This is a genomic window from Gracilibacillus alcaliphilus (genome assembly GCF_016909015.1).
GTDB classification, from domain to species: Bacteria; Bacillota; Bacilli; order Bacillales; family Amphibacillaceae; genus Gracilibacillus; species Gracilibacillus alcaliphilus.
Genome location: NZ_JAFBFA010000010.1, coordinates 50263 through 67786, shown reverse-complemented (window position 1 = coordinate 67786; position 17524 = coordinate 50263). Strand labels below are relative to the sequence as shown.

Sequence of the window (17524 nt, the reverse complement as noted above, 5' to 3'; positions counted from 1 at the left end):
AGAGATAAGCTGCACAACAGGGCCATTCATATACAGATAAGCCGGTTTAACAAGCGCTATGTATACAAAATGTCCACCAAAGTAAATACCCTAGTAGAGGGAAACAACTAGAGAACCAGGTATCTCTATCTATATGCATTTTCTTTAGTTTTTCCGAATTGGTTGAAAAAACACGCTGGTGATAGATGAGTTTTGGCAGAGTTTTTTTAGTATTGGCTGCAGATAGGCAGGAGACTTTCTCAAGAGGTGTAATAAAACCAGGGGAAAACTGACGGCTGCATAGGGGGTGAAAAGGCAAATAAGAGCTATATGTCATGACAAAGACTTACAAGGTGTACTACATCAGCAGGATAAATGGCGAATAAGGAGTACCTTGTCTTTCACCATTTATCCGGGATGACCACTCGAAAACAGGAACCTTTACCAAGCTCACTCTCCACCGTAATATGGCCGTGGTGAGCTTCTACAATGTGTTTCACAATAGCCAGCCCTAAACCAGTTCCTCCTGTACTGCGGCTTCTTGCCCGATCCACGCGATAAAATCGTTCGAACAGGCGCGGTAAAGCTTCTGATGGAATACCAATACCGGTATCAACTGCTTCTATTACCGTATAATCTTGATCTCGGTAGAGCCTTAATGTCACTTTGCCTTGTTCTGGCGTATAATTGACGGCATTATACATTAGATTTAAGACGACCTGCTGTAATAAATCTGGATCCCCATAAAAAGCCAGTTTATCTTCTAAGTAGATCTCAAACTGTAATTGCTTTTTGTTCGCTTGTTGTTCAATTAAAGACACACTGGTTGTGAGCCATTCTTCAGCCTCAATCCACTTCATTGACAGCTGTAATTCGTCTTTCTCAATTTGAGAGAGTTCTAATAAATCATGAATCAATGACTGTAAACGAGAACTTTCTTTTAAAATAATCGAGAGGAATTGCTTTTGTGTTTCTTTGTCGGTAATCTCTTCGTCCAATAAGGTCTCTGCAAATCCCTTAATCGAAGTGATTGGGGTCTTTAACTCATGTGATACATTAGCAACGAAATCTTTACGTACCTGCTCCACACGCTTAAGTTTAGTAATATCATAAAAAACAAGTACAGACCCTTTCAGCTCTTTCGCCTCATTAATAACAGGCGCCCCGACAATTTCGATATATTGTGTCTCTCCATTCATGATATGAGTAATGCTGTTCTTCATCTTTTCTTCATACAGAAAAGTTTCTTTCACGACTTTATGAATATCTTTATCTGTTAATACGTTATAATACAGGTAGCCTACGCAATCATTTGGTGAATAACCAAACATCTCAGAAAACTTTCGGTTAACCAAATGGACATAACCTCTTTCATCAATTAACATCAATCCGCTTTCCATATTATCCATTACCGTTTTCCATTCACTTGCCTGTACCTTTTGTTCAATCGATATCTCTTGTAAATGACGTGCCAGCGTATTCACCGCATTCCCTAGCAATTGGGCATCTCCATAAGAGGGTACATATATACGTGCATTGTAATTTCGATTGGTTAATTCTTTGGCAGTCGTCAAAATCGACTGGATCGGCCGAACGTAATTCACATATATGCTATACACCATTACGGCCAAAATAATATAGCCAATGGTTAAAGAAAATAGAACGATTAATTTTTCTTCGGTAGAAGAGAATTGTAAGATAATCATTCCTATAAAAATAAAGATCAGGGCTATAATCGCCATATACCGCAAAAAAAGGGTATGTTTTTTCTCTATGTTCATACGTTAGGTTCCTCCATTTTGTAACCTAAACCTCGGATTGTTTTAATATAAACCGGCCGTTTCGTATCTGGTTCAATCTTCTCACGTAAATGACTAATATGGACATCAACAATTCTGGTATCTCCAACAAAGTCATAATTCCAAACTGCACTCAATAATTGATCCCGAGAAAGGACACGTCCTTTATGTTTGACTAAGTAATATAATAGTTCAAACTCTTTTCTGGTAAATGATAACGTCTGATCCTTAATCGTTGCTTCATACTGCTGTGGATAAACAATTAAATCGGCTACCTTGATAAATGGCTCTTCTTCAGTTTGTTCTCCTTGTTTACGTGTTCTTCTTAAAATAGCCTTAATGCGTGCTACCACTTCTTTTGGGCTAAATGGTTTCGTTAAATAATCATCTGCCCCCAGTTCCAACCCCAATATGCGGTCCAGCTCATCACCTTTTGCCGTCAGCATTAAGATGGGAGTATCGATCTTATTTTGACGCAGTGCTTTACACACTTCTGTTCCTTCCATACCAGGAAGCATTAGATCCAAAACAATCAAATCAAATTGACCAGAGCTGGCTTTGGTAAAGCCCTCATTACCATCATATGCTACGTCTGTTTCAAAACCGGCTCTTTCAATATTATATTGCAATAAAGTGACAATAGATTGTTCATCATCCACAATTAATATCTTTTCTCCCATAATTATCCCTCACTTTTTTCTCTATCTTACTTCAATCATACACGGTGCTTAAAGGAAAGTGAACAACTTCATCTATATCTGTATGTAAAAAAATATTCATGTTAAATTTACAATGATTTAACAATTGACAGAAAGCGTTTGCTCCTATTGCGCCGTCCAATTATGCAGTCGATTAGCTTATTAATGATCAACGTTGTGACTCTGTATATGCGTATAACTTATTCTGCCTGTTATCCTGTTATTTCATTCACTTTTTAAGTGTTGAACTATAACATTGGTTAAATTATTAAGTGGTGTGCATTAAAACCTAGAGAAGAACTAGCTTAGCTTTTGCTTCCTTTCTCAATAAAAAGTCACTACCCATAAAAGGATAGTGACTTTTCTATTAAGATAAGATCTGCATTACTTGTTTGACAGAATCAACAGACTTGTCCAGCTGCTGCTTTTCTTCCTCTGTTAACTCCAGTTCAATTACTTCTTCTACTCCGTTGCCTCCGATAATAGTCGGTACACCCAGATAGAGATCACTATACCCGTATTCTCCTTCCAAATAGGCGATCGTTGGCAACACACGGCGTTGATCTTTGAGGATAGCTTCAGCCATTTGCACAATAGAGGCCGCTGGGGCATAGTATGCACTGCCATTACCTAAAAGCTGGACAATCTCACCGCCGCCTTTACGTGTACGCTCAATGATCGCTTGGAGTCGATCAGGTTTGATTAATGTCTCAATTGGGATACCGCCTGCATAAGAATAACGAATCAATGGTACCATATCATCCCCATGTCCGCCTAAAACGAAACCTGTGATATCTTTCACCGATAGGTTTAATTCTTGTGCTACAAAGGTACGGAATCGAGCCGTATCCAGTACACCCGATTGCCCGATAACACGCTGTTTACTGAATCCTGTTTCCTTAAAAACGGTATATGTCATTGCGTCTACAGGATTCGTAAGTACGATCACCGTGGCATTAGGGGAATACTTGACAATATCGGCTGCAATAGATTTCATAATTTCTGCATTAGTACTGACTAAATCGTCACGACTCATGCCGGGTTTACGCGCTATGCCGGCTGTAACCACGACAATATCAGAATCTGCTGTCTCGGAAAAATCTGATGTACCTGTGATAGCTGCATCAAAGCCCTGTACGGGGCTAGCTTCCAGCATATCTAAAGCCTTCCCCTTAGTCGGGCCTTCCATAGCGGGGATATCTACCAAGACGACATCTGCCAGTTCCTTTTGTGCGGTCATAAGTGCGGTTGTTGCTCCGGTAAAACCACTGCCTACGATAGAAACTTTTTTTCTCTGATTAGCCATGAGCGAAATATCAGCTCCTTAACCCATGTTCTTGATTAATTCATCTGCAAATTCAGAAGTTTTCACCTCTGTTGCACCATCCATTAAACGAGCGAAATCATAGGTTACCACTTTAGAACCAATCGTTTTATCCATAGAGTTAAGGACTAGTTCAGCAGCTTCTCTCCAGCCAAGGTGTTCAAGCATTAATACACCAGAAAGGATAACAGAAGATGGGTTTACTTTATCTAAACCTGCATATTTAGGTGCTGTACCATGAGTTGCTTCAAAAATAGCGTGACCAGACTCATAGTTGATGTTCGCACCTGGTGCAATACCAATACCGCCAACTTGTGCAGCAAGGGCATCAGAGATATAGTCACCATTCAGGTTCATCGTAGCTACTACATCAAATTCTTTTGGACGAGTAAGAATTTGTTGTAGGAAAATATCTGCAATTGCATCTTTTACAATAATGCGGCCTGCAGCTTCTGCCTCTGACTGTGCTTTGTCAGCAGCTTCTCTGCCTTGTTCTTCAGCAATTCTATCATATTCTGCCCAAGTAAATACTTTATCGCCGTATTCTTTTTCTGCTAATTCATATCCCCAGTTCTTGAAGGCACCTTCTGTAAATTTCATGATGTTTCCTTTGTGAACTAGTGTCACACTTTTACGGCCTTCATTAATAGCGTACTCAATTGCAGCACGCACAAGACGGCTTGTACCTTCTTGTGATACAGGTTTTACACCTAAACCAGAAGTTTCAGGGAAACGGATATTGGTTACTCCCATTTCATTTTGAAGGAAATCAATCACTTTCTTCACTTCATCTGTACCTTCTTGCCATTCAATACCAGCATAGATGTCTTCTGTATTCTCACGGAAGATAACCATGTCTGTATCTTCTGGATGTTTTACAGGAGAAGGCACTCCTTCAAACCAACGCACAGGACGAAGACAAGTAAATAAATCTAGTTTTTGACGTAAAGCAACGTTCAAAGAACGGATACCTCCACCAATTGGTGTAGTAAGAGGGCCTTTAATGGCAATTTTGTACTCGCGAATAGCGTCTAATGTTTCTTCTGGCAGCCATTCACCAGTTTGGTTAAATGCCTTTTCACCAGCAAGTACTTCTTTCCATTCAATAGCTTTCTCACCATTGTATGCTTTCTCAACTGCAGCTTCTAACACACGGCTAGACGCTGCCCAAATATCTGGTCCAGTACCGTCACCTTCGATAAAAGGGATAATTGGTTTATTAGGTGTTTGTACGACACCATTTTCTACTGTAATTTTTTCTCCCATCTTTACATCCTCCTAGTTTACAAATTATTTATAAATCATTTTCATAGAGAAAATGTTTAACGCTCGTTAATATCAACGTATACCTTATGAGTCGGCCCTACATACTCAGCTCTCGGGCGGATTAATCGGTTATTCTCATACTGTTCTAGTATGTGTGCAATCCAGCCGGAGAAACGGCTGATAGCAAAGATAAGCGTGTATAAGTCACTCTTTATCCCTAAACTATGGTACACGGAAGCGGAGTAGAAATCAACATTTGCCGGTAAACCTTTTTCTTCCTTGATATAATTTTCAATCTTTACCGACATGTCATACCATTTTTCCATCCCATGTTGTGCCGTTAATTCTTTCGACATCTTCCTTAAATGTTTAGCTCGCGGATCGCCGGATCTATAGACACGATGCCCCATTCCCATAATTTTTTCTTTATTAGCCATTTTCTCTTGTACATAAGGAATCGCATTGTCTACTTCACCAATTTCCAGCAGCATATCCATTACGCGTTCATTAGCCCCGCCGTGAAGCGGTCCTTTTAAAGCACTGATTGCTGCAGTAATACCAGAATACATATCTGATAAGGTTGCTACACATACGCGCGTCGTAAAAGTAGATGCGTTTAATTCATGATCCGCATGTAGTACAAAGGCCTTGTTCATAGCCTCTACTTCCAGATCTTCCGGTTCCTTTCCATTAAGCATGTATAGGAAGTTAGCAGCATAACTTAAACCTTTTTTCGGCTGTACCACTTCCTTCCCATCACGAATGCGTGAAAAGGCAGTTACTAAGGTGACTATTTTAGCTTGAAGACGAATCGCCTTACGTGCATTCGCCTCTTCACTCATATCATCAGCTTCTGCATCGTAAATGCCAAGCAAAGATACTGCTGTTCTTAATGCAGTCATTGGATGTACACTATGTATATCATACGATTTAAAATGCTCAATAACGGCTTCAGGTATTGTCATATTTTCATATAGCTGTGTTTCTAGTTCTGTTAATTCCTGCTTGTTTGGAAGTCGTTTATTCCAAAGCAAAAATATCACTTCTTCAAAGCTTGCATGCTCCGTTAAATCATCGATGGTATAGCCGACATAGGTAAGTTGATCATCAATAATGGAACTGATTTGTGATTCAACTGCTACTACACCTTCTAGTCCTTTCGCTGCTGTCATTACATCCCTCTCCTTTTCTTATCCAAATTACTATTCCTTAACGTTTTAAGCAAATTATGACAATTGCTTAGAACATCCCCATGCTTATTATAAACAAAGCAAAAAATTAAGTAAATGAAAACGATTAAAAATCCACATAAAATACTCGCTTTTGTCATAGCTTGTACAAATACTCAATCTCTATCATACCATAATTCTAATATTTTTTAAAAATAATCTATATAAGCGCGTGTTCAAAAAGCTAGGTAAAAAGGATCATCATCAGGTTAAATTCCCTTACTGTCAACTCCAACATTCGATCTGCCATTTTTATTGAGCTTGTTGAACAACCTATATAAGGAAAGGCTTGACTTCCATGTTATCTAAACAAATCACTCTGCGTTTGCTTAAGCTAGCTGCCATTGTTAGTTTTTTATTTTTAGCGCTCTATGGGCTGTTTACCTACCTACTTCCGTTATTACTGGCAGGCTTGTTTTCGTTAATCATCTACCCTATGATTCAATGGCTGCATGTACGATTTCGACTCCCTTATCTGTTAAGTTGTGTCATTTGTATTTTGACATTAATTACTGCCGGCGCAACACTTATTATTTGGTTAGGTTTAGAACTAATCCAAGGGATAACCTATTTATCGAAATCTCTTCCCTTCTACTTACAGCAGCTGCTAGAACATCTGTCTCAAGTGTTTCAAAACTGGATTCGTCCTTTTCTGCAAACATGGAATCATTATATGGAGGCATTGCCGAAACAACAAAACCTTTTGCTGGAGGAACAATTTGCCGAATTGAGTACAACACTAACCGGTTATTTTTCTGCCTTTTTAGAGGAACTGTTAAACAGACTGATGGAAGGAGCCATGTATTTACCTGGGTCTGTGACGATTTTTATGTTTGCTTTGCTGTGCACCTTTTTCATTTGCAAGGACTGGAACAGGGCTCATACTTTCTTAACCCGGCAATTTCCTTCGTCTATGCGTCTGATTACCTTGTTGTATTTTCAACTCAAAGGACAAGCCTTTCTGTATATCAGAGCACAAATACTGCTTCTGTTAATTACCTTCTGCTTCATTGTAGCAGGGCTCTTTATTTTTCAAGTACCTCATGCGATATCGATTGCTTTGCTTATTGCTATCGTTGATCTACTGCCTATCCTGGGAACGGGTGCTGTATTTGTGCCGTGGAGTTTATATTTATTTATATCGGGTAATAATGGTTTGGCAATTGGGCTATTCTGTCTGTATTTACTTATTTTATTACAAAGACAGCTATTAGAACCAAAAATAGTCGCCAATGCTTTGGGAGTGTATCCCATCATCTCTATTCTTACCATTTATTTGGGGTACCAGATGTTTGGTTTGGTCGGAATTTGGGCAGGGCCTCTCCTACTCTTTGTCGGAACAGCCTGCTGGGAAATCAGGTTATTTCATATGATTTATCATTATGTTAGATACAATCAGTTTACCATCGATAGAACCTGACATTCCCTTTTTGAGCCCATTTGATCAAGAGGTTGTGGAACATATTTTTAAATGGTCGTCTTGTCCATGGGATTAGCAGGATGAATCCAAATAAGTCAGTAACAAAACCAGGAATGATAAGAATAATCCCGCCTAATAGGATGCATAAACTATCAAAAACACGATCATTCGGTGCATAGCCTCTTCTCATATCTTCTTGCATTTTGCGCACATTCTCTAAACCTTGTCTTCTCGCAAGCCATAGACCTAATAGACCAGTAAGCACAATGAGGAAAGCCACCCATAACGGTCCGATATAATGACCAATCCAGATGAAAACGGCTATCTCTATTGCTGGAACAATAATAATTAATAATAGCAGCCACCTTAGCATGCTATTCCTCCTTTTCTCCGATTCCATATCATTTTATCACGGCACGGACAAATGTCACCACCGTAGCTTGCTTTTGGTAAAAAAAGGAGAAGAAATTTTTCTTCTCCTCCTTTGCTTTACTTTACCACGACAACTTCCTTCGGGTTAGCCATATTGCCTTGTTTTTATTTACTCAAAAAAACTAATGGCTAACTGGTAAAGCGGCCTGATTACTTCATTCCTTAATATGATTCGCTGACCATCAGTGAAACAGCCACTGATTGTAATCTCAATTTATAGTACACTGGCGTGCCCAGCGTAGATGTCACCTTTTTTGGAATCGATGGTGATATCTTGTCCATCCTTGATAACCTCAAGTGCATTATTTACACCAACAATTACCGGTATATCTAAACTTAGTCCAGCAATTGCCGCATGAGAAGTAAGTCCACCTTCTACAGTAATCAAACCAGCCGCTTTTTCTAAAACTGGTATCATATCCTTATCTGTACTATAAGTAACGACGATATCATCACTCTTCACTTTGCGTTTCGCCTCTTCTGCATCTTTACAGATAACAGCACGCCCGTAAGAACTTCCTTTGCCTACACCTTGTCCTTTGGCTAATACATCACCAATCACATGAATCTTCATCAAATTCGTTGTACCACTTTCACCAACTGGTACACCAGCTGTAATGATCACACGGTCACCACGTTTAAAGTAGTCGGTTTTCAAACCTTGTTCAATTGCTTCTGCCAACACATCATCTGTCGTATAAAGCAATGTGCCAACAATCGTTTCGACACCCCATGCCAGTGCCAAACGACGGCTGACTTGCTCATCGAATGTCACCGCAACAATCGGTGCTTTTGGACGATATTTTGAAATCATTCGTGCCGTAAAACCACTTACAGTTGGTGTAAGGATAGCATCTACATCTAAGTTCATAGCCGAATGGTTTACCGACTGGCTAATAGCATCCGTAATCGTTATTTCTGAAGATTTGGAACGAAGGTCAAGTACCGCCTTATGATCAATAGATGTCTCAGCCTTCTTAGCAATGTTACTCATGGTTTGAACAGCCTCAACAGGATAGTCCCCTGCTGCTGTCTCACCCGACAACATAATAGCGTCTGTACCATCTAAAATCGCATTAGCAACGTCTGATGCTTCTGCTCTAGTTGGACGAGGGTTACGCTGCATAGAATCTAACATTTGTGTAGCTGTAATAACTGGTTTACCTACATTATTACATTTGAAGATCATTTCTTTTTGAACCAATGGCACATCTTCCGGCGGTATTTCCACACCCAAGTCACCACGTGCAACCATTAAGCCATCACTTACCTGTAAGATGGTATCTAAATTATCAACACCTTCTTGATTCTCAATTTTCGGGATAATTTGAATATGAGTGGCATTATTCTCTTCTAGTAATCCTCTGATTTCCAGAACATCTGAAGCACGGCGAACAAAAGAAGCGGCAATAAAATCAACGCCTTGTTCAATTCCAAATTTGATATCGGCTGCGTCTTTTTCTGTAATTCCAGGCAATTTCACACTAACATTAGGCACGTTGACACCTTTTTTGTTTTTTAGTATACCGGAATTTAAAGCCACTGTCTTTAATTCATTGCTGTCTTTAAGAATTTCTGTTATTTCAAGCGCAATTAAACCATCATCTAACAGTAATTTAGAGCCTACTTCTACATCATTAATTAACTCTGGATAGGTTACAGAAATATGTTCGTGATCTCCCTCAATCTCGTCCATAGACACGTAAACAGTACTGCCTTTTATAATATTGGCTGCACCGTCTTTTAAAATACCTGTACGGATTTCAGGACCTTTTGTATCCAATAAAATAGCAACGGTTTTACCTAATTTCTTCGCTGCTTTACGGATATTTTTAATTCTTGCACCATGTTCTTCAAAATCACCATGAGAAAAGTTCAGCCGTGCGACATTCATACCTGCTGCCATTAACTGTTCTAATTTCTCTTCTGATTCAGATGCTGGACCGATCGTACATACGATCTTTGTTCTTCTCATTTGTTTTCCTCCTTTAAATACTTCCACTTTACAGCATATACACTCAATCTGGTGTATGACTGTCAACCTGCTGTTCCTACCAAATAAAATGATATGTAACCCATATAGCAGCAGAGGAATCCCCCTGCTACATATAATTAAATAGACAATTGATTAGATAATTTATACATGTTCATATTGATGGAGTGTTTCATATTTAATACCTCTGAAATGTCGTGGTCCACCACTACATTATTTTGAATGCCGACCATTCGTCCGCCTGCTCCCTCAATCAATAAATCAACTGCTCTGGCACCTAAACGACTGGCTAATACACGATCATATCCTGATGGAGAACCACCGCGTTGAATATGGCCAAGTACAGTAACACGTGTATCTCTCTTTGTTTCTTCCTCAATACGTTTACCGTACGCAACACCGCTGTCTACCCCTTCGGCTAGAATAATAATACTATGTTTCTTTCCTCGCTCTTGCCCCCGTTTTAATTTGGCTACCACACTTTCAAAACTCTCACGTTGTTCTGGAATAATAACTGTTTCTGCTCCATTTGCCAAACCTGCCCATAACGCAAGGTCGCCAGCGTCTCTCCCCATTACCTCAATCACATATGTACGCTCATGGGAAGTGGCGGTATCACGAATCTTGTCTACTGCATTTACAATCGTGTTTAATGCGGTATCGAACCCAATGGTATAATCAGTTCCCGCGATATCATTATCAATCGTTCCAGGCACTCCTATACACGGAAAGCCTTTTTGCGTTAATTTTTCTGCACCACGGAAGGAACCATCTCCACCGATAACGATTAATCCTTCTAGCCCGACTTTACGCATTTGTTCAATAGCACGTTGCTGGCCTTCATCGGTTTTGAACTCTTCTGATCTAGCAGAATATAATATCGTTCCACCTCGCTGAATGATATCTCCTACTGATCCAAGTTCCATTTGCTTAATGTTCCCTTCCATTAAGCCTTCATAACCATTGTATATCCCATACACTTCTAATTCATGGAAAATGGCTGCACGTACAACTGCTCGGATGGCTGCATTCATGCCTGGTGCATCGCCACCACTAGTTAGAACACCAATTTTTTTCAAAACAATCACCTCTTTAGTAATAGAAAACCTGTGTTACATTCATAACAAAGGAGGAAGGCCAAATTTTGCAGAATTTTTACCTCCGGTATCCTTTGCCTCCAGCAAAATAATGATGTCACATATTACACAGATATTAACAGTATAAACAAGTTCCACTAAGCTAATGCATCATCGATGAGTATGCTGACCTTAAGAGTCATTTTCTATGCTGCATATATATGATCATTTATTTTACTTCTGACTATTGCCATTATACATGAAAAAACAAGGAATCTCATCCCTCTACCACTTAATTTTAGCCTATTTGCCTCTACTTTAAAAGTTTTTTCCTACATAAATCTACATTATCTGTCGAATCGGTCAATGATCCCAACACCGGTGAAAACCCTATCAATATATATCTAGCAACGCTTAAAGGCCTGTCTTTTAAATGCATAGAAAGTATAATAGCAATACTATATCTACTCTCTGATCTGACGTAATATCGAGCAATAAAACAGGAGACCGATCCATTGATGGATCAGTCCCCCATTCTTTTTTTGATTTGTCCAATACTTTTATCTCAACCACTAGCTCATTATTATTTTACTGACTGTACATCTCCAATTTTCAGATACTTTTCCCAGCGCTTTTCTAGTAATGTCTCTGACGATTCTTTGTCTAATTCTTGCAAGGATTGATCCAATACTTTACTAATATTTAGCGCTTGGGTAACAACATCGCGATGTGCCCCACCTAATGGTTCCGGGATAACTTCATCGATGATTCCTAATTCTTTCAGATCAGGCGCGGTGATTTTTAAGGATGCGGCTGCGCGTTCTGATTGTCCAGCATCTTTCCATAAAATCGAAGCTGCCCCTTCTGGAGAGATAACCGAATAAGTCGAGTTCTCGAGCATATGAATGCGGTCTGTTACACCAATTCCGAGAGCACCGCCACTGCCGCCTTCACCAATGACAATCGAAATAGTCGGTACTTCCAGTCCAGACATCTCCATCAGGTTTCTTGCGATGGCCTCACTCTGTCCACGTTCTTCGGCTGCCTTTCCAGGATAAGCCCCCTTGGTATCAATAAAAGTAATGATCGGACGGTTAAATTTCTCTGCCTGTTTCATATGGCGAAGTGCCTTGCGATATCCTTCAGGGTGCGGACTGCCGAAATTACGTCTGATATTGTCCTTTGTATTCTTCCCTCTTTGCTGTCCAATAACTGTTACTGGCTGACCGCGATACTTGGCGATACCAGTGACTATCGCCTCGTCATCAGCAAATAGACGATCCCCATGGAATTCAATAAAATCAGTAAATAATTGCTCTATATAATCTAAAGAAGTAGGGCGATCGGCATAACGCGCGATTTGGACACGATCCCATGGTTTTAAGTTCCCATAGATATCATTTTCCAGTTTGGACAAACGTTGTTCCATTTTCTCAATTTCATCTGATAAATCAATATCAGTACCTTCTGTCATTGCTTTTAATTCTTCAATCTTTTCACGTAACTCAACTACTGGCTTCTCAAATTCAAGAGCCTGCTTCATCTGATTCACCCCCGAAGCCATGAATATCTAGAACAGTACTAAGCGTATCACGCATGTCTAATCTTGAAATAACTTTATCAACTTGTCCATGCTCTAATTGAAATTCTGCTGTTTGAAAATCTTTGGGCAATTTCTCACGAATGGTCTGTTCAATAATTCGACGGCCAGCAAAACCAATTAATGCACCAGGTTCTGCAAAATTGTAGTCCCCGATGGATGCAAAACTCGCAGACACACCGCCTGTAGTTGGATTGGTCATAACGGAGATTAATAGACCGCCATCTTTATTTAATCGTTGAATGGCCATCGATGTTTTGGCCATCTGCATCAGGCTGAGCACACCCTCCTGCATTCGTGCTCCACCTGAGGCAGCATAGATAATCATTGGCAGCTTTTCTTCACGGGCACGTTCTATCGCCCTGGCAATCTTTTCACCGACAACCGAACCCATACTGCCCATCCTGAATCCTGCATCCATCACCGCAATGGCTGCCTTACTTCGATGGATAATACCACTGCCAGTGACAACCGCCTCATTCAGGCCTGTTTTTCGTTTGTCACTTTCTAATTTTTCTGGATATTGCGGAAAATTTAATGGGTCTCCTGAGATTAAATCTTGGTCCCATTCTTCAAAGGTTCCCTCATTAAACAACGCGTTAATGCGTTCATGAGCAGATATCTGATGGTGATGTCCACAAGCAGGACATACATATAAATTTTTTTGAAATTCTTTTTGATAAATTATTTTTTTACAGCCAGCACATTTTTGCAAAAGTCCTTCTGGCACATCTTTTTTCGCTTGTTCCCCTGGTATGGAGGCTTGTTTCTTCCTGTTCCCAAACAAATCCTTTAACAATGGAGATTCCTCCTTCATCAATCACATCAATATATTAATATTATTCAGCTGACTGGTTGAACATTAGAAAAACAGAAAATCCACTTATTGCTGTTTCTCCTTTCCCATCTGATTCTCCGCTGGCAGTGATGTTAACCCTCGGTTCTTGTCTTATCGAAAAAGAAGAGACATATGTGTGTTTATTGTCAGAATAGCTGTCTTTCCAAACCAATCATCATAAACACCGAGCATATTACTAAGGCGGTGATTACTAGATCAAGCTTATTTCTTGCGTGCCTATTTACTATCACTGGAAGCTTATATTAATATGTATCCGCTCCATAAAAAGCAACCTTTCGTTTCTACTTAAAGGCGTGTGAATCCTGAGATTCACACGCTTGAACCACATATAAGCTTTGCATAAGATGCCCTATTAAATCTTTCATTCTGCTTATCAAAAGCCAGACCATATAACTATTACATTATATCAGATCAGCAAATGATGTAAAGAGAGATTCTAAGAGGAAGGGGATTTCACTACGACATTGTTTTCGCCAAAATACTGCTTCAACTGTTTAACCACCTGCCAACTACTATCAATATTATAGCTGTCTGCCAGTTTGTACAGCTGGCGTTCCTTCTCACGATAAAGATAAATAGCGGCTGCACCAGGAAACTGTTCTGCCAGTTGGTCTAGCTTATCTATCATCTCTTCTTTATTTTCTGTCACCTTAATATAAACCTGTTGCTGTTGAAATGGAGTATCTTCAAGGTGATACGGCTCGATCGAATCAATAATAAGCTGTTGCTTATCATTACGCTGTTCGGTTCTTCCTTCTACCAAAACAAAGCAGTCTTGTTCCAGCCAATCATTAACTTGACGAAATGTCGCTGGGAATAAGACGGCGTCCATCTCTGATAGTTCATCCGCTAACGTGGCAAAAGCCATAGACTCCCCTTTCTTCGTGCGAATCACTTTTAACCCTTGTACAACTGCAGCCAGTCTTACTTTCTTGTAACGATGTTGCAGCACACGTTGAATGTCAACATAACCGTAACTTCTCAGTGTTTGACGAGCCTCTGCCAATGGATGACGGGAAATAAAAAAGCCGAGTACTTCTTTTTCTGCCATCAATTTTTGCATAATTGGCATTTCGTCCAGTTCGACATACGCTACATCCAGCGCTACACCTAAGCCTGTCCCATCGCTGAATTCTTTAAATAATTCGCCCTGCTCCATCGCCTCATCTATACTTGCGATTAGGCTGGCACGATTGTTATGCAGTTCATCAAAAGCACCAGCCAGGATCAGGGTATAAATCATCGAGCGATTCACCTGTTTTAACGGAACTCGCAAACAGAAATCAAATAAGCTGGTAAAGGGTTTATCTTTTCGAGCCTCCAGCATGGCCTGTACAGCTTGATATCCAATCCCTTTCACCAGTGTTAACCCTAGGCGGATCGCTCCCTTTTCCAACTTTGTTCTGCCAATACTGTGATTGATGGATGGAGCCAGAATCGACAATCCCTTTTGACGTGCTTCACGCAAATAGACATACAGCTTGTCACTATTACCGTTATGAATATGAAGCATCTCATTGTAAAAGACCAATGGATAATTCGCCTTAAAATATGCCAATTGATACGTAATCATACTATAGGCCACAGCATGGCTGCGGTTAAAGCCATAATCAGAAAACCGCACAATCCAAGCGAATACTTCTTCTGCAACCGATTCAGTGTAGCCTTTCGCACGTGATCCGTTCAAAAATGCCTGCTTATTGCTCATTAATAGTTCTTTATCCTTTTTACTAACAGCCCTTCTTAACATATCTGCCTGACCATAAGTGAAACCAGCCATTTGGTGAACGATTTGAATAATTTGCTCTTGATAAACCAAAACACCATATGTCTTGGAAAGAATAGGCTTTAAATTGTCATGTAAATACGTAACCTTTTCTTGCTTATGCTTGCGTGCCACATAAGTAGGAATAAACGCCATTGGACCAGGGCGATACAAAGCATTTACCGCCACAATATCTTCAAATTCGGTTGGACGCAACTCCTTTAATACTTGTTGCATACCTTGTGACTCCAATTGAAAGATACCATTGGTTTCTCCTCTTTGCAGCAATTGAAACGTGTCTGGGTCATCTAAAGCTAATTCTTCTGTAATGATTTTCCGCTTATAAATCCTGGCTATTTGTTTGGTCATCCGTTCAATAATGGTTAAGTTTCGCAAGCCTAGAAAATCGAACTTTAACAACCCTACACGTTCTAACTCATTCATCGCAAATTGTGTCAATGTAATATCATGTTGTGACGGCATAGTAGCCGTATGTTTGGTCAGTTCGTCATCACTAATCACCACACCGGCGGCATGTGTAGAAAGATGCCTTGGCAGTCCCTCCAAGCAGTTGCATACCCGAAATAATTGCCGTAGTTTCTCTGAATTTGTGACATAATCCATTAATTCTTTGGATTGCTTGAGCATGGCTGCGATCGGCATGGTGCTGTCTTTCGGCAATAGACGTAAGATATAAACTTGGTCATTTTCCTCTATCGACAGCACTTTAAACAACTCTCGCAGTAGGGAGCGGGCGGCAAATGTTCCAAACGTGACAATTTGCGCCACATGCTGAGCTCCATATTTATCTGCCACGTAGCGAATCACGGTATCCCGTTTCTCATCTGAAAAGTCAATATCAATATCGGGCAGAGTAACACGTTCCGGATTCAAAAAACGTTCAAATAACAGACCGTATTGGATTGGATCTACCGTAGTAATCCCTAACAAATAAGCAACAATAGAACCAGCAGCTGATCCCCTTCCCGGGCCTACTAATATTTCCTGTTCTTTGGCATATTTGACAAAATCCCAAACAATTAAAAAATAATCGCTAAATCCCATTGACTGGATCACGGCTAATTCATGATTCAGTCTATTTGTTATTTCTTCTGTTACTGTTGTATATTTGCTGGATAAAGCCGATTGACAAATAGCTTTTAAATAGTTATCTGCTTGTTCATCATTTGGGAGCGGATATTTAGGGAGATACTTCTTGCCCAGCGGTAATTCCAATTGGCATTCCTGCGCAAGCCGGTTGGTAGTCTCTATAATTTCCGGCCATTGCTGGAAGACTGTCGTAAATTCCTCAGTACTAGGCAAAAATGTTCCGGTTGTCCCTTCCAGCAGCTCTCGGTTCCATTTGGCACCTTGTGACATAGCCTGTAAGCAGCTGTATGCAAATCGATCATGTTTATGCAGATAGCGCACATCTGCAAGTGCTACTTTTTGTATCTCTAATGCTTCTAACACCGCTTGTTCTGTAAGCAGAGAAGCAGAAATTCCTAAATAAACATGTTCCAGCACTTGCAGCCGCTCACTGTAATCCTGCCATTCTGAACTGGTAAACTGGTCAGCAGGGACGATCGTGATCAGTCCGTTAAGATAGGTTTGATAGGTTTCAAAATCAATCATTTGGCCGTGCTGGATATCTGAACTTAATTGGAGTAATTGTTGGTAACCTTCGTTATTCGCTGCCAATGAAATAATACGGACTGGCTGGCCCTCTATTTGTATGGTTGAAGTCATACCCAAAATCGGCTGTATCTGTTCACGCAGACAAGTCTGATAAAAAGAAATCAAACCATGTACGGTGTCTTCATCAGTAATAGCCAAATGAGTATAACCTTTTTGCTTTGCTTCCTTCACTAATGAAGGGATCTGTATCGTACTTTTCATTAAACTATAACCGGTAGTAATTTGTAATTGTGCCTGAAAAGCCATCCCTTCATCCCTCCATATTATCCAATCAAACGTTTTGGAACAACCTCTATGTATTGCGTGCAAAAAGTTTGATAAAAAGGACCATCATCGGTTAAGTTCGCAACATCGATACTAACACATCGTGTGCGTCGAAAGTTCAA

Annotated in this window: 12 protein-coding genes; 1 reads left to right on the top strand and 11 read right to left on the bottom strand. The window is 40.1% G+C overall.

The window, feature by feature from the left end; translation table 11 throughout:
* Positions 1 to 380: 380 nt before the first annotated feature.
* The 5 genes from pnpS to citZ form a co-directional block, all read right to left on the bottom strand.
* On the bottom strand, positions 381 to 1760 hold the full coding sequence (gene pnpS / locus JOD18_RS09600) for a two-component system histidine kinase PnpS (protein ID WP_204668784.1): 1380 nt from the start codon (positions 1758 to 1760) through the stop codon (positions 381 to 383).
* Positions 1757 to 2458, bottom strand: a complete 702-nt coding sequence (locus tag JOD18_RS09595; protein WP_204668783.1) for a response regulator transcription factor — start codon at positions 2456 to 2458, stop codon at positions 1757 to 1759. Before JOD18_RS09595 ends, pnpS begins: the two co-directional genes overlap by 4 nt.
* A gap of 385 nt (positions 2459 to 2843) precedes the next feature.
* Positions 2844 to 3782 carry a malate dehydrogenase gene (gene mdh / locus JOD18_RS09590; protein WP_204668781.1) on the bottom strand — a complete coding sequence of 313 codons (939 nt, stop codon included), beginning with the start codon at positions 3780 to 3782 and terminating at the stop codon, positions 2844 to 2846.
* An 18-nt stretch (positions 3783 to 3800) separates the two neighbouring features.
* Complete coding sequence (gene icd, locus JOD18_RS09585) at positions 3801 to 5066, bottom strand: NADP-dependent isocitrate dehydrogenase (protein ID WP_204668779.1); 1266 nt, start codon at positions 5064 to 5066, stop codon at positions 3801 to 3803.
* A gap of 56 nt (positions 5067 to 5122) precedes the next feature.
* Complete coding sequence (gene citZ, locus JOD18_RS09580) at positions 5123 to 6238, bottom strand: citrate synthase (RefSeq protein WP_204668778.1); 1116 nt, start codon at positions 6236 to 6238, stop codon at positions 5123 to 5125.
* A 355-nt stretch (positions 6239 to 6593) separates the two neighbouring features.
* Here citZ and ytvI point away from each other — a divergent pair, with 355 nt between their 5' ends.
* Positions 6594 to 7715, top strand: a complete 1122-nt coding sequence (gene ytvI, locus JOD18_RS09575) for a sporulation integral membrane protein YtvI (protein WP_204668776.1) — start codon at positions 6594 to 6596, stop codon at positions 7713 to 7715.
* Here ytvI and JOD18_RS09570 read toward each other — a convergent pair.
* From JOD18_RS09570 to dnaE, 6 genes are all read right to left on the bottom strand, one after another.
* Positions 7696 to 8088 carry an FxsA family protein gene (locus JOD18_RS09570; protein ID WP_204668774.1) on the bottom strand — a complete coding sequence of 131 codons (393 nt, stop codon included), beginning with the start codon at positions 8086 to 8088 and terminating at the stop codon, positions 7696 to 7698. The genes ytvI and JOD18_RS09570 overlap by 20 nt on opposite strands.
* A 273-nt stretch (positions 8089 to 8361) precedes the next feature.
* Complete coding sequence (pyk, locus tag JOD18_RS09565; protein WP_204668772.1) at positions 8362 to 10122, bottom strand: pyruvate kinase; 1761 nt, start codon at positions 10120 to 10122, stop codon at positions 8362 to 8364.
* A gap of 137 nt (positions 10123 to 10259) precedes the next feature.
* Positions 10260 to 11219, bottom strand: a complete 960-nt coding sequence (pfkA, locus tag JOD18_RS09560) for a 6-phosphofructokinase (protein WP_204668771.1) — start codon at positions 11217 to 11219, stop codon at positions 10260 to 10262.
* A 580-nt stretch (positions 11220 to 11799) separates the two neighbouring features.
* Positions 11800 to 12759 (bottom strand): acetyl-CoA carboxylase carboxyl transferase subunit alpha, encoded by a 960-nt coding sequence (accA, locus tag JOD18_RS09555; protein WP_204668769.1) that lies wholly within the window; start codon positions 12757 to 12759, stop codon positions 11800 to 11802.
* Entirely contained in the window at positions 12743 to 13615 is an 873-nt protein-coding gene (gene accD, locus JOD18_RS09550; RefSeq protein ID WP_204668767.1) for an acetyl-CoA carboxylase, carboxyltransferase subunit beta, read from the bottom strand. The genes accA and accD overlap by 17 nt, the downstream gene beginning before the upstream one ends.
* Before the next feature lie 496 nt (positions 13616 to 14111).
* Positions 14112 to 17384 (bottom strand): DNA polymerase III subunit alpha, encoded by a 3273-nt coding sequence (dnaE, locus tag JOD18_RS09545; protein WP_204668765.1) that lies wholly within the window; start codon positions 17382 to 17384, stop codon positions 14112 to 14114.
* Between the last annotated feature and the right edge of the window lie 140 nt (positions 17385 to 17524).

Bases quoted from the DNA above. Each gene is read 5' to 3' on its own strand.
- icd (WP_204668779.1), bottom strand. From the start codon at position 5,066: ATGGGAGAAAAAATTACAGTAGAAAATGGTGTCGTACAAACACCTAAT.
- dnaE (WP_204668765.1), bottom strand. From the start codon at position 17,384: ATGGCTTTTCAGGCACAATTACAAATTACTACCGGTTATAGTTTAATG.
- JOD18_RS09595 (WP_204668783.1), bottom strand. From the start codon at position 2,458: ATGGGAGAAAAGATATTAATTGTGGATGATGAACAATCTATTGTCACT.
- citZ (WP_204668778.1), bottom strand. From the start codon at position 6,238: ATGACAGCAGCGAAAGGACTAGAAGGTGTAGTAGCAGTTGAATCACAA.
- pyk (WP_204668772.1), bottom strand. From the start codon at position 10,122: ATGAGAAGAACAAAGATCGTATGTACGATCGGTCCAGCATCTGAATCA.
- JOD18_RS09570 (WP_204668774.1), bottom strand. From the start codon at position 8,088: ATGCTAAGGTGGCTGCTATTATTAATTATTATTGTTCCAGCAATAGAG.
- mdh (WP_204668781.1), bottom strand. From the start codon at position 3,782: ATGGCTAATCAGAGAAAAAAAGTTTCTATCGTAGGCAGTGGTTTTACC.
- pnpS (WP_204668784.1), bottom strand. From the start codon at position 1,760: ATGAACATAGAGAAAAAACATACCCTTTTTTTGCGGTATATGGCGATT.
- accA (WP_204668769.1), bottom strand. From the start codon at position 12,759: ATGAAGCAGGCTCTTGAATTTGAGAAGCCAGTAGTTGAGTTACGTGAA.
- ytvI (WP_204668776.1), top strand. From the start codon at position 6,594: ATGTTATCTAAACAAATCACTCTGCGTTTGCTTAAGCTAGCTGCCATT.